Here is a 13,397-nt window from a genome sequence, read left to right as displayed (position 1 = left end):
CTCACTCGTAGCTCGCCCACGCGCCGTAGCCGGGGTGGCGAAAGCGGTTGGGGATCTCGATCACGACAGGCTCTGTCGCGTCTAGGGCCGACTCGACAGTCTTGCCGACGTCTGCGAGGTCGTCGACGCGCACGCCGGCGGCGCCGAAGGCTTTGGCGAGCGCCACGAAGTCGGGCGCCATCATGTCGACGCCGCTGCGGCGCCCATAGAGGTGGTCCTGGTGGCGGCGCTCGACGCCGTACCCCTCGTCGTTGAAGATCATCACGATGACGGGGATGCGGTGCTCGACCGCAGTCATCAGGTCCTGAATGGTGAACATGACACCGGCGTCGCCGATCACCGCCACCGAGGCATGCTCGGGAGTAGCCACCTTGGCCCCGATGGCGGCAGGCAACGCGAACCCGAGCGTGCCGAATCCGGACGGGACGAACCAGGTTCGCGGCTCCTGGGCCATCCACGAGGACCGCGCCCAGAAGGCGATGGTCGTCGGGTCGTTGAACACGCGAGCCGACGCCGGGATGGCCGACCGCATCTGGTCGAGCACCGCCAGCTCATCTGACGAGCCGACTGCAGCCGCGATGCGTGCCAGGGCGCCCGCGACCTCGTCGGCCCGGCTGGGGCGCCCGCCGTATCCGAGCTCGGCGAGCGCCTCGCCGAGCGCATCGAGCCCGATCGCCGCGTCGGCTGCGATGCCGATCGTCGCCCGGTAGTTGCGTCCGAGCTCCTCCGGGTCGATGTCGATCTGCACGATCGTCTCCGGGAGGCGCAGGGACCACGCCCCGGTCGGGAAGTACGAGAACCGGGTCCCGACTGCCACGAGGACGTCGGAGCGGGCGAGCAGGTCGCGGACCGGCTGCTCGTTCGACCAGTTGCCGAGGTAGAGCGGATGCTCCGGCGGGAAGGACCCTTTCCCTGCTTGCGACGTCAGCACGGGGGCTCCCGTCCACTCGGCGAGCCGTCGCAGGGAGGTGGCGGCCTCGGCGGCGATGACGCCTCCCCCCGACCAGATGACGGGGCGCTCCGCCGCCGCCACGATCGAGGCAGCCCGACGTACCGCGTCCCGATCCGGCATGCGGTGCTCGATGCGTGCCGGGGCCGCCGCCGGCGCGCTCGTTTGCTCGGCGATGGCTTCCGAGGCGATCTCGACGACAGCGGGCCTCGGCCGCCGGTTGCGCATGGCGTACACAGCTCGCTCGATGGCGGCCGGAATCTCGGCAGCAAGCATGACCTGGGTGCCGAAGCCTGTCACGGGACGGAAGATCCCGAACTGGTCGGACAGGTCGTGGAAGTAGCCCTGGGCCTTGCGGCGCACCCCGGGTGGGTTCTCGTTCATCACGTGGAGCACCGCCGAGCTGTCGGTGAATGCCGTCGACATGGCCGTCACCGTGTTCAGGGCGCCTGGACCTCCGCTCGTCAGCGCCGCGGCGATGCGACCGCTCGACCGGTAGTAGCCGTCTGCCATGAACACTGCCGCTTGCTCGTGGCGCACGTTGATCACCCGCATGTCCGGGTAGTCCAGGAAGGCGTCGTAGATCGCGAGCGTGTCGACCCCCGGGATGCCGAAGAGCGTGTCGACCCCCTGGGCGAGCAGTGATTCGACGAGCACCGTGGCTCCTGACCGCAAGCGACATCCTTCGACGAGATCGTGCAAGCTACCTTGCTCGTCGCCGGACGGCGCGGCGATCGCCCGCCGCGGGCGGCACCGAGGAGGTCGAGACGATGGTCGAGTCGGCTTCGTGCCGGACGGGACGATTCGCCGCCCGGCAGAGGAGATCGCCGCCATGACCCGCCGACTGTTCGAAGCGGTCGGGGTGCCGATCACGCCCGCGGTCCGACAGCAGTTCGAGCGCACCGCCTCCCGACTGAATGTGGACCTCGAGCTGTGACGGGGGTCAGCGCCGCCCTCACGGTCTTCGAGTTGGAGCGGCTCGGCTTCACCCACGCCATCGTCATCCCCGACAGCGAGAGCGCCCGGCTCTTCGACTCTCTCGGCGCTTCCGGCTCGATCGACGTCATCTGCCCGTGCCGCGAAGGCGAGTCGATCGCCATCGCCGCCGGGTTGTGGACTGGTGGCGCCAAGCCGATCGTCGTCATACAGAACACGGGGCTGATGGAAGCCGGGGACGCAATCCGCGGGTGCGGGCTCGGTCCTCGCATCCCGTTGCGACTCATGATCGGCTGGCGCGGGCATGAAGGGTGGGAGGCCGGCCGCCGTCCGATCGATTCGGCCTACACCTACACCGAGCCGGTGCTCGCCGCGTGGGGCATCCCGTACGTGCCACTCATGTCAGACGATGACATCGGGACGATCGAGGAGATGGACCGAACGGCCGCTGCCACGTCGATGCCGTCGGCCGTCCTCACCGGGTACCCGTTCCTCCCATGATCGAGCGGATGGACGTCCTTCGAGCGCTCGCCAGGCATCGAACCGACGAGGTCGTGGTGATGACGATGACGACCACGTTGCAGTGGCCCCTCGTCTCCGACAGTGACCTCGATTTCGACTTCCTGGCGTTCGGGATGGGGCACGCCTCCGACTTCGGGCTCGGGCTAGCGCTGGCGCGCCCCGAGCGCAGGGTCATCGTGCTCAAGGGAGACGGCGGGTTGCTGATGAGCCTCGGCTCGCTCGTCACCATCGCCCGCCACGGTCCGGAGAACCTCATCGTCCTCCTCATGGAGAACAGGTCTTACGAGATCACGGGTGGTCAGCCCTTGCCGGAGCGCGTCGACTTCGTGAAGCTCGGGGTCGCCTGCGGCGTGGAGGGTGGTGGCGCAACCGGCCGCGGGACGGTGCGCAGGATCGCATCCCTGTCGGAGTTCGAGGCGGCGGTCGGCGGGCTGCTCACCGCAGCCGGGCCGCACTTCGTGGTGCTTCCCGTGACCAACTCGCAGCCGCTGCCCGCCGTCTCCCACACGGATCACGCCGGCAGGGTTGCCAGGCTGCGGCGTGCCCTCGCCCTCTGAGCGACGCCACCGGTTCCCTCGATCCCGTCCCCTGTTTCGGCGGTCACGACCCGTCGAGGTGCGTGCAGACCATGCCTCAACCCCTCTCGCACGAGGCAGCGACGTGCCGCACCTCGCCGACCCACAGCTCGGGACGGGCAGCGCTCCCTGCGACGAGGATCCTGTCACGCCCGACCGACGCATGCATCCCGCCGATCTCGTCCGGAAGCGGATCCCAGCACGAGCCGTCGATCGACACCCAGCCGAGCGTCCCGTCGCCGCTCGTGTCCTCGGCGAGGATGATCCATCCTGCAGGGCCGGCAGCCACCGAGATCGGTTGAAACGAGTCTCCCAGGGGGGTCAGGGAGCCGGGGGAGAGGGCGCTCCACTCGACGGCGTCGGCCGAGGTCCAGACGACTCCGGCGTCACCGATCCCGCCGACAGCGACGAAGACCCCCTCCCGGTACGCCACGTCGTAGATGTGCGCCTCTTCGGGGAAGACCGGGACCGGGGACAGTGGCGCCCAGCCAAGGCCGGACTCGGAGAACCACGGCTGCGGGCTGCACCCCGGGTAGAGGCCATGGGGGGCGTCGGGTGACCCCGACACGAAGGCGTAGAGGCCCGCCGGGGCCTCGACGAGTGGGGCGTAGTCGTTGGATGCCAGCTGTCTCGGGTGACACGGGAGACGAGAACGCGGGGCGGTGGCGGCCAGCCACGGGTCGTCGATCGCCAGCCCCCATTGCCCCCGCTCGACGGCTTGGGCGAATCCGCCATGCGGCTCGCCGAAGAACAGCTCGCCGTACACCGATTGGATCGCCAGGCCGCGCGAGGTGACGGTGATGGCCGGTCGGGCTGAGTCGTAGCCGAGCCGCACGAAGGCCGGCAACTCGAACTCGGCGACGATCGCCAGGGCGTCTCCGGCACGTTCCAGGCGGGTGCCGGATGCTCCTCGGAATGAGATGACCCCTTTGCCGTCTCCCACGATCCCGGTCGGCATTGCAGGAAGAGCCGCCTCCCGCCAATCGATCCCGTCGGTCGTCCACCAGACCCCGGGTGTCGATGCAGGGGTCGCGCCGACGGCGGCAAAGCCACCATCGAAGGCCGCCACCGTGCGCGGGTTGATCGAGATGGCCGGCGCCGGCCCCGACCAGGCGACGAGGTCCGTCGTGATCTCGCCGGGTGCGTCGACGTCGACTGCCGGCGCCGGGGTCGGACGGGGTCCTGTGCCCGCTGCTTGCCAGATGACCACGAGGGCGATGCCGGCGCCCACCGTGGCGGTGAGCCGTTGCGATCGTGACGCCGAGCGAGGAGGCGCTCCGCCCGGCGTCCCGCTGCGAGCACCCGGTCTGCGATCGAAGTGCGCTCCCGCACGGCTGCTCACGACATGGCTCCTCCGCGTCCCAGCGCCTCCCACACGTGTCCGATGGCGGCGCGGAAGCCGGGCTCTGCCTGGCGACCGGAGCGGGGCCGGGCGAGGTCGACCGTGATCGTGTCGACCATCCGGCCGGGGGCGTGCGACATCACGGAGACCCTGTCAGCGAGGAGCACGGCTTCTTCGACGTCGTGGGTCACGAGGATGAATGTGCGCGGCTCGAGCTGCCAATGGGTCTCCAGCTCCTCCTGCATGAGCCTTCGCGAGATGGCGTCGAGGTGCACGAATGGCTCGTCGAGCAGGACGACGTCCGCGTCGTGCGCGAATGCCCTGGCTATGGAGGCCTTCGTCTGCATGCCGCGCGAGAGCGCCCGAGGAGCCCGATGGCGGAACTCGCTCAGGCCGAACTGTTCTGTGTGGAACCGGGTCACCCGCTGGTACCAGGCCCGCGGTTTGCCGCTGAACTCGGCGCCGATGCCGACGTTACGCTCGACGTTCCACCACGGGAGGAGAGTCGGGTCCTGGAAGATGAACGCCACCTGATTCTCTCTGCGGCGAGTACCCGTGAACGAGATCGTTCCGGACGACGGCTCCTCGAGGCCCGCGATGACCCGCAGCAGCGATGTCTTGCCGCAGCCGTTCGGGCCGACGATGGCGTGAACGGATCCCTCGGAGACGACCAAGTCGACCTCCCGCAGGGTGTGATTCACCGACCCGTCCTGCGCCGGTCGTATCAGCGAGACTCCGGCGACGGTCACCTGCATGCGGGTTCCCCTTCGCTGGACGCGTTCCTCAGCACGGGAATCATATGTGATATATGATGCATTCAAGACCTCGTCGGAGGGCGCCGGGGGGAGATGGCGCACGATCGGCGATGTTGCACGGCGACGGGAGGAAGGTTACGAAGACAATGAGACGCATGCGTTGGCTCATACTCCTCGCAATGTTGACGCTCTTGGCGGCCGCCTGTGGGTCGGACGGCTCGACCGACGGGGAGGGCGTGACTCAGGAGGACCTGCAGGAAGCGATAGACGCGGCGAACCAGGCACAGGAAGACGCTGCGGCCGCTCAGGCCGCCGCCGACCAGGCGATCCAGGACGCACAGGACGCTGCCGCCGACAGTGGAGGCGAACCCGCCGTTCCGGAAGACCAGCCGGCGTCCATCATCAGGTTCTCGTTCGCACCGGACCCGGTGTGGGACTACCTGACGGACACCGGCACACTGGCGGCGTGGGAAGAGGCGAACAACATCCGCATCGTCACGAGCACGACGTGGGATGAGTTCACGTACTTCGCGGGCGGCCATGGAGACATCGTCTCGATGGGTACCCAGGAGATCCCGGTGCTCGAGGCGACGACGTCGATCGAGACGGTGACGTTCGGCAAGTACAACTTCCAGCGCTCGCCGATGATGAAGCGCGCCGGCGATCCCTACGAGACGCTCGCCGACGTGCCGCTCGGCTCGAACATCTGCGTGAGCAGCCCGGTGTCCAACACGGGGTTCTGGACTGTGGCGGCGCAGCAGTTGCATGACCTCGACTATCGCGTCGGCGGCGGCGACTTCAACCTGCTCGTCAACGACCATTTCGTCAACCCGGGCAACCTGCTCCGCGGTGACTGCGAAGTGGCGGTCATCATCCCGGAGGCGGCCGCTCCCCAGCTCCGGTCGGGCGAGATCGAGCTGATGTACGACGGGCAGATGCCGTTCCAGCTCTACAACCAGTTCTCACCCATCGACGATGGCGAGAACCACGTGATGTCGAACCTGTTCACCGCGACGGCGGGGTGGTACGAGGAGCACGCGGCCGAGGCACAGGCGTTCCTCGAGCTGTGGCAGATCGGCATCGAGCTGTGGGATGCCAACACGGCAGAGATCGTCTCGATCTACCCGCAGCACTTCTCGGTCGAGAGCGAAGAGGACATCGCCTGGATGACCGAGTTCATGCAGGGTGCCAACGACTGGTTCGTCGAGTCGGTGTATCTCGACGACGCGTGGATCGAGAACGAGCGGGCGATCTGGGACTTCATGACCGGCCTCCATCCCGAGAACCCGAACGTGCTGCCCGAGGGCTTCACCCAGCCACGCTTCGAGGCGATCGCGCCCTAGCGGCGACGCTGAATGCGACAACCGGGTGCGGGCCGCTCAGCGGCCCGCACCCGGACGAACCGGACACAGACATCCGAGGGGAGAGCGGCCGTGGCGACAACGGTCGAGCAGGAGCGACCTGAGGCGGCGTCTACCGAAGAAGCGCTCCTCAGGCAACGACTCCGGCGCGAGCGAATCAACAAACTGGTCTTCCGGTTCCTGGGGTACGTGTTCTTCCTCGGGATCTGGGAGTTCGCCTCGGGTCGGATCCTCGAGGAGGCGCTCATCCCGGGTCCGACCCGCGTCGCCCAGACGATCGGGGACATCTGGGGACGCGGCGACGTCCCGGACGCCTTCCGCGCAACGCTGCTGAGGATCTTCGTCGGTTTCACCATCTCGTTCCTCATCGGGGCGATCATCGGGATCATCTCCCAGAACCGGTGGTTGGAGGGGTTCTTCAAGGACGCGGTGCTCGTCTCGCTCACTGCCCCCGGGCTGATATGGGCGCTCATCACCGCCATCGTCTTCGGCAACCGGGAGATCGGCCCGATCATCGCCATCGTCCTGACGACGTTCGCCCTCGTGACGGTGAACGTCTCCGAGGGGATCCGGGCGTTGCCGAAGGATCTCGTCGACATGGGAAAGGCGTTCGACGTGGGCCTGCTGCGCCGCAACCGGCACATCGTCATCCCCCACCTGGCGCCGTACCTCTTCACAGGCCTTCGTTTCGGGTTCTCGATCGCCTGGAAGGTCACCGTCCTCACCGAGGTGTTCTCGTCGTCGCGTGGCATCGGCTTCGAGATGCGCCTCGCCACCCAGCTCTTCCAGACCGACGAGTTCCTCGCCTGGGTGCTCATGTTCTTCTTCTTCGCGTTGTTCCTCGAGAAGGTCGTGCTCCAAGCATTCGAGCGACGGTTCTTCCGGTGGCGCCAAGAAGTGGCGGCGGCGTGATGGGAGCGACCTGATGGCAAACGTTGCTCGCAAGCTCTCGGCGCCTCGCCGTGGTGTGGGCAACGCCTTCTGGAGCTTCATGAAGTCGCCCGGGTTCGCCAGGATGCTGTTCCCCGTTGCCGTCATCCTCTTCTGGCTCGGCGCCATGAACGTCATCATCTCGATCTGGCCGTTCATGGCCGAAGTCCTCCCCACGCCGCTCGAGGTGTGGGGCGCGATGTGGGACGAGCTGATCGACCCGTTCGTCGACGGCATCCAGGCAGCGACGAGGGCGAACGTCTACGCCACGTTCGGCCGATCGCTCATTCGCCTCGGCGCAGGCTTCGCCATCGCCATGGTGCTCGGCACGATCATCGGCCTCGCCATGGGCCTCTCGAAGTCGGTCGACGCCTTCTTCCACGACTGGGTGATGGCGATCCTCGCCATGCCGGCGCTCGCCTGGGCGCTCTTCTTGAGCCTGGCATTCGGCTTCGGCCACACCGGCCCGATCCTGACGGTGATCCTCACCGGAATCCCGTTCGTGATCGTCAACATCAGGGAAGGCGTCAGGAACACGCCGCGTGAGCTGTTCGACATGGCCCGCTCGTACCAGGTCCCGCAGCAGCGGATAACCCGCCACGTCCTCGTCCCGTCCCTGATGCCGTTCATGTTCGCCGCGGTTCGCTACGCCTTCTCGATCGGATGGAAGGGGCTCGTGATCGCCGAGGTGTTCGGCGGCCAGGACGGGGCAGGCTGGACGATCAAGTTCTGGTATGACGCTCACCGGGCGCACGCCGTCGTCGGGTACGCCTTCTTCTTCATCCTCTTCGCGATCGTCCTCGAGAAGATCGTCTTCGACCCGATCCAGAGGCGAGTGTTCAAGTGGCGCCCGCAGATCACGAACCTCCAGCTGGTGGAGAAGATGTTCGACGAGCCGCGGCTGGCTCTCGACATGGCCACGGTGGCCGACGCAAGTGCCCAACCCGACGGCGAAGGAGACAGGATCGATGGCTGAGATCTCGGTGCGCAACCTGCACAAGGAGTTCGGCATCGGCGCCGACAAGGTGGTGGCGCTCGAGAACGTGAACCTCGAGGTCGGCGGGCACGTGTTCGTCTCGATCGTCGGGCCCTCGGGGTGTGGCAAGTCGACCCTGCTGAACATCCTGAGCGGCATCGAGACCCCGACGTCGGGCAAGGTCGAGATAACCCAGGAGGGTCACGAGGCGGCCCCCGGCTACGTGTTCCAAGCGGCCCGGCTCCTCCCGTGGCGCACGGTGCTCGACAACCTCCTGTTCGTGCAGAAGGAACAGACAGCGGAGACCAGGGCGCGCTGTCAGCGATATCTCGAGATGGTCCAGCTCGGAGACAAGGGAACCAAGTACCCCGGGGAGCTGTCGGGCGGCATGCAGCAGCGGGTCGGGATCGCCCGCGCCTTCTCGATCGAGCCCGACGTGCTCTTCATGGACGAGCCGTTCAGCCACCTCGACGCCATCACGGCTCGCTCCCTGAGGCGCGAGCTCCACGAGATGTGGAAGGAGACGAGGAAGACCGTCCTGTTCGTAACGCACGACGTCGGCGAGGCCGTCGAGCTCTCCAATCGCATCGTCGTCTTCGCCAAGGGTGGCAAGCTGGAGGACGACATCACGGTCGACCTGCCGTTCCCGCGCGATCCCGCCGACGAGCGGGTCGCCGTCGCCAAGGCGCAGGTGCTGCGCAAGTTCGAGGAGCTCGACCTCGTCGCCACCTGACCGCTGCCTCAGGCGTCCCCGTCCCTGGTCGCCTCCTGGATGGCGTGCCAGATGCGCTGCGGTGTGAGCGGCATGTCGACGTGGCGAACCCCGAAGGGGCGCAGCGCGTCGAGCACCGCGCCGTGGATCGCCGGAGTCGACCCGAGCGTGCCCGCCTCGCCGATCCCCTTGGCACCGAGCGGGTTGAGCGGCGAGGGTGTCACCGTTCCTCCCACTTGGAAGGAAGGAAGGTCGACCGCGGTGGGGATCGGGTACGTCGTGAGGTTGGCCGTCAGCGGCTGGCCGTGGCTGTCGTAGCGCACCCCCTCGAAGAGCGCTTGACCCGCTCCCTGGGCCACGCCCCCGTGCTGCTGGCCCCTGGCGAGCATCGGGTTCACCACCGTTCCGCAGTCGTCGATGGCGACGTGGCGGACGAGCCTGGCCCACCCGGTTTCTATGTCGAGCTCGACGACTGCCACATGGGCGCCGAACGGGTATGTGTTGCCGTCGACGGAGAAGAGCCCATCCGCTTCGAGCGTCTCTCCGAGCTCGGCCGCCCTGGTTGCCAGGTCGCCCCACGAGACGTGGGCCCCGGGCACGCCTACGACCCCGACGCCTCCTTCACGAACGACGAGGTCGTCCTCGGCGGCCTCGAGGAGGTCGGCGGCGACCTTGCGAGCTGCGTCGATGACGCTGTCCGACGCGACGACGATCGAAGAGCCGACCAGCTGGAGCGTGCGGGATGCGAAGGTCCCCGCCACTCCCTCCGGGACGGCGGCGGTGTCGCTCTGCAGCACCGTGACCTGCTCGATCGGCACCTCGAACGTGCCGGCGACGAGCTGAGACATCGTCGTGACGTGCCCCTGGCCGTGTGAGCTGCCACCGATGCGCACTGTGATGGTGCCATCGGCCTCGACCCGCACAGCCCCGAACTCGCGGGGAGGCAGGATCCCGATCGTCGTCTCGATGTACGACGCAACCGCCACCCCGAGCTGGATCCGGTCACCGCGCCGTCTCCTCTCGTCGCGCTCCGCGATGAGGTCCTTCCAGCCGGCTCGGTCCAGGGCGAGATCGAGTGCTGCCTCGTAGTTGCCTGAGTCGTACGTGGCTCCACTGGCGACCGTGCGCGGCTCGGCGAACGGCTCGAGGTAGTTGATCCTGCGGACCTCGACCGGGTCCATCTCGAGGTCGAGCGCCAAGAGGTCCATGAGCCGCTCGAGCATCTGTGCCGCTTCGGGTCGTCCCGCCCCCCGGTACGCCCCCGTTGGCGTGAGGTTCGTGACCGCCGCTTCTGCGGTGATCTCGATGCGCGGGATGTCGTAGACACCGGAGCTCATCTGGATGGTGTAGTTGCCGAACGACGCCGCGATGGTCGGGTACGCACCGGCGTCGTTGATCACATGGGCCCGCAGCCCGACGATCCTGCCGTGGCGGGTCGCCCCCAACTCCGCAGACTGCAGCTGTGCCCTCCCGTGCACCATGTTGACGAGGTTCTCGGTGCGTCTCTCCACCCACCTGATCGGACGGTCGAGCCGCCTCGCCAGCTGTGACACGACGACGTGCTCCGGGTACGTCGGACCCTTCGCACCGAAGCCGCCGCCCATGGCGGGAACCACGATCCGCAACCTGTCACGCGGCATCCCGATGGCGTCGGCGATGACGTTCCTCGCCCTGGACGGGTCCTGGGTGCCCAGGTTGACGAGCAGCCCTCCGGAACCGTCCGGTTCGGCGAGGATCGCGCCACCCTCCATCGGGACGGGAGCGACCCGCTGCTGGACGAAGTCCTGCCTCACGATCACCTCGGCGTGCTCGAGGGGGTCGCCGTCGCTGGCGAACTTCCGTTCGAAGGGCCGGTTGCTCTCCGCTTCCGGGAACAGCAGCGGGGCATCGCGGGCCAGCGCCGCCTTCGGGTCGACGATGGGGTCTCGCGGGTCGTATTCGACGAACACGAGCGATGCGGCGTCGACGGCAGCCGCTTCCGAATCGGCGAGCACGACCGCGATCGGCTCGCCGACGTAGCGGACGACGCCTGCTGCGAGCACGGGACGGCCGAATCGCTGGTCGAGCATGTGAGCCGGTTGGATCACGATGTCGACATCGTCGTGCGTGTAGATGCGCACACCATCGGCGACGTGCGAGGCGTCGACTCCGGTGACGTCGGCCCAGGCCATCGCAGATCGAACGAACACGGCGTGGAGCATGCCGTCGCGGTCGAGATCGCCGATGTACGGCCGGAGTCCCCGTATCAGGGCAGGGTCTTCCCGTCGTTTCACGGCGTGGCCGAGCAGTGAGCCGCCCGTCAGGCGGACGCGATCGTGCATGATGCACATTCTGGCGGATCGATGGCCCGACTGCCGACGCTCCGGCACCGGAGGAAGCCTGCGTTCGGTCGGTGGTGCGGCTATGCCGTCGGCCAGGTCAGAGACTGCTGCACTGATCCTCTTTGTTGCCCGACACCTGGTTCTGGCCACCGTGAGGCTTCGGGTCGTTGCCTTTGCACTGCAGGTTGCCGTCGATCTGGTTGCGATAGATGCGGAAGCCGCCGTCGTTGCTGAACGCCTGCAGGTCACCATCGATCCGATTGTGGACGGCGACCTGACGCCCGGAGTTCTGCTTCACCTGGAGATCGCCGCCGATGACGGCCTTGGCGACCCTGCCACGCTTGCCGGAATCGAGCTGGATGTCTCCCTCGACGCGGGACTTCACCGTCCGGTCACCGACCTCACGGGTGGTCACGATCACGTTGCGGTGGTTCTCCGCCTGGATGTTCCCGTCCACCTTCACGCCGCGTGCGACGAGCTTGGCGTCTCCCTTGACGATCACATTTCCGTCGACGCGGGTGCCTCGCAGGGTGCAATCTGCACCTTGTGGGACGATGACGTTGCCGTCGATATGAGTCGCACCGATCGTTCCGGTGCAGCGACGATCATCGGCTGAGGCCGGAGCGGCGACGAGCAGGGATGCGGACATCACGAGCGTGATCGTGAACAGCAGGCGTTTCATGAGGGAGCCTTTCATGGCGGTGGTGATTCCTGAGCACCAGACTGCCGGGCAGCGGTGAGATCACCATGAGATGCCGATGAGAATGCTCTCACCGCGAAACGCAATGGTGTTCGACACGAGGGTGACGATCCACGGCGGCGGTGAGCACTGGGCTCACCTCTTCGCGGCCGATCATCCCATCGCAGGCCGAGCCGGGCGACGAGGCGCCTCCCGGCTGAGGAGCGGTCAGCTCGACGCCGGCTGCGGGTCGGCGTCGCCGGGGCGGAGCACCCCGGGGGCGTCGACGCCGAGGGCGCGAGACCCCGCACTGCGGGCGGTGTAGCTCATGGTGACGAGCGTCGCCGACAGAACCGCTACGCCGAGCCACTGCGTCCCCGTGAGGGTGGTGTCGAAGAAGGCGTAGTTCAGCGTGATGGCCGAGACGGGGAAAGCCAGCTCGGCCAGTGTCGCCAGCGAAGCCGGCGTCGACCGCAGGCCTCGGTAGTAGATCGACAGGGCGAGCAGTCCCGGGACGAGAGCCAGGAGGATCAGAGCGTCGACGTCGCCGAACCCGATGGCCAGGCTGCCTGTGCCACCGTCGATCACGGCGAGCGCTCCCGCCGCCGGGAGCCCAATGGCGAACCGTAACGCCGTGATCTCCTGGGACGGGAGATGAGCCGTCATGTGGCGGCCGAGGACCGTTCCCATGCCCCACAGCACGGCGGCTCCGATCGCCAGCAGGGCGACCTTCGTCGCCCCGACCGCGACCTCCGTCGGATCGCTGAAGGCGATGAGCCAGGCGCCTGCCAGCCCGGCGACCAGAAAGAGCGAGAAGCGCGGTCGGAGGCGCTCCTGGAGGAGGATGCGGGCGGCCACGATGGCGACGAGCGGCTGGAGCTTCTGGAGGAGGAGCGGGGTGCTCGGGTCGCCGTAGCGGAAGGCAGCCGTGAACAGGGCCGTGGCCGTGGCAGATGCGCCCGCCCCGATGAGGATCAGGTACACCCACTCTCGTGCTCCGAGCCTGCGAGCCGAGGCGATGCCCCGCTGGAGAGCCGGGATCGTCACGAGGACGAGGATCACGTGCTCCCAGAAGACAACGGTCGCCGCCGGCAGTTCGAGCGCCAGCCCGCGCCGGAAGACGCCGTCCGCGCCCCAGAGGGCGGCCGCGACGGCGACGAGTGCCAGACCCCACGCCAGAGGTAGCTTGCCGACCGCCGACCTCGAGTCGACGTCGGGGGCGAGTGACACCATGGCCTCCTTCTCGTCTGCCCGCCGCAAGAGTAGACAAGGCCGCCGGGGCCGACTCGCGGTACAGGCGGCGAGCCCGGTCCGCACCGGCGTGGGGGTGGAGGCTCTC

At 67.8% G+C, this 13,397-nt stretch carries 12 protein-coding genes; 6 read left to right on the top strand and 6 right to left on the bottom strand.

Annotated elements, in window-relative coordinates; genetic code table 11:
• Position 1 precedes the first annotated feature (1 nt).
• The gene (locus VGC47_09635; GenBank protein ID HEX9855564.1) at positions 2-1,606 is read right to left on the bottom strand and encodes a thiamine pyrophosphate-binding protein; all 1,605 of its coding nucleotides are present in this window, start codon (positions 1,604-1,606) and stop codon (positions 2-4) included.
• Between the two features lie 276 nt (positions 1,607-1,882).
• On the opposite strand from VGC47_09635, the gene VGC47_09630 reads away from it, so the two are divergent.
• Entirely contained in the window at positions 1,883-2,386 is a 504-nt protein-coding gene (locus VGC47_09630) for a hypothetical protein (GenBank protein HEX9855563.1), read from the top strand.
• Positions 2,383-2,964, top strand: a complete 582-nt coding sequence (locus VGC47_09625; GenBank protein HEX9855562.1) for a thiamine pyrophosphate-dependent enzyme — start codon at positions 2,383-2,385, stop codon at positions 2,962-2,964. The genes VGC47_09630 and VGC47_09625 overlap by 4 nt, the downstream gene beginning before the upstream one ends.
• 76 nt (positions 2,965-3,040) lie before the next feature.
• Here the strand turns inward: VGC47_09625 and VGC47_09620 are convergent, their stop codons facing one another.
• On the bottom strand, positions 3,041-4,324 hold the full coding sequence (locus VGC47_09620) for a hypothetical protein (GenBank protein ID HEX9855561.1): 1,284 nt from the start codon (positions 4,322-4,324) through the stop codon (positions 3,041-3,043).
• On the bottom strand, positions 4,321-5,079 hold the full coding sequence (locus VGC47_09615) for an ATP-binding cassette domain-containing protein (protein ID HEX9855560.1): 759 nt from the start codon (positions 5,077-5,079) through the stop codon (positions 4,321-4,323). The genes VGC47_09620 and VGC47_09615 overlap by 4 nt, the downstream gene beginning before the upstream one ends.
• Before the next feature lie 155 nt (positions 5,080-5,234).
• On the opposite strand from VGC47_09615, the gene VGC47_09610 reads away from it, so the two are divergent.
• The 4 genes from VGC47_09610 to VGC47_09595 all read left to right on the top strand — a co-directional run bounded on the left by VGC47_09610 (position 5,235) and on the right by VGC47_09595 (position 9,079).
• The gene (locus VGC47_09610; protein HEX9855559.1) at positions 5,235-6,422 is read left to right on the top strand and encodes a hypothetical protein; all 1,188 of its coding nucleotides are present in this window, start codon (positions 5,235-5,237) and stop codon (positions 6,420-6,422) included.
• A 90-nt stretch (positions 6,423-6,512) separates the two neighbouring features.
• Positions 6,513-7,352 carry an ABC transporter permease subunit gene (locus tag VGC47_09605; GenBank protein ID HEX9855558.1) on the top strand — a complete coding sequence of 280 codons (840 nt, stop codon included), beginning with the start codon at positions 6,513-6,515 and terminating at the stop codon, positions 7,350-7,352.
• 13 nt (positions 7,353-7,365) lie between these two features.
• Positions 7,366-8,346 carry an ABC transporter permease gene (locus VGC47_09600; GenBank protein HEX9855557.1) on the top strand — a complete coding sequence of 327 codons (981 nt, stop codon included), beginning with the start codon at positions 7,366-7,368 and terminating at the stop codon, positions 8,344-8,346.
• The gene (locus VGC47_09595; GenBank protein HEX9855556.1) at positions 8,339-9,079 is read left to right on the top strand and encodes an ABC transporter ATP-binding protein; all 741 of its coding nucleotides are present in this window, start codon (positions 8,339-8,341) and stop codon (positions 9,077-9,079) included. Before VGC47_09600 ends, VGC47_09595 begins: the two co-directional genes overlap by 8 nt.
• 8 nt (positions 9,080-9,087) lie before the next feature.
• Here the strand turns inward: VGC47_09595 and VGC47_09590 are convergent, their stop codons facing one another.
• The 3 genes from VGC47_09590 to VGC47_09580 all read right to left on the bottom strand — a co-directional run bounded on the left by VGC47_09590 (position 9,088) and on the right by VGC47_09580 (position 13,291).
• On the bottom strand, positions 9,088-11,379 hold the full coding sequence (locus VGC47_09590) for a xanthine dehydrogenase family protein molybdopterin-binding subunit (GenBank protein ID HEX9855555.1): 2,292 nt from the start codon (positions 11,377-11,379) through the stop codon (positions 9,088-9,090).
• 97 nt (positions 11,380-11,476) lie between these two features.
• The gene (locus VGC47_09585; GenBank protein HEX9855554.1) at positions 11,477-12,061 is read right to left on the bottom strand and encodes a hypothetical protein; all 585 of its coding nucleotides are present in this window, start codon (positions 12,059-12,061) and stop codon (positions 11,477-11,479) included.
• Between the two features lie 225 nt (positions 12,062-12,286).
• Positions 12,287-13,291 carry a DMT family transporter gene (locus tag VGC47_09580; protein HEX9855553.1) on the bottom strand — a complete coding sequence of 335 codons (1,005 nt, stop codon included), beginning with the start codon at positions 13,289-13,291 and terminating at the stop codon, positions 12,287-12,289.
• Positions 13,292-13,397 lie beyond the last annotated feature (106 nt).

This window comes from Acidimicrobiia bacterium, from assembly GCA_036396535.1.
Taxonomy (GTDB): Bacteria; Actinomycetota; Acidimicrobiia; order Spongiisociales; family UBA5794; genus DASWKR01.
This window is presented reverse-complemented; position numbering and strand designations above follow the sequence as displayed.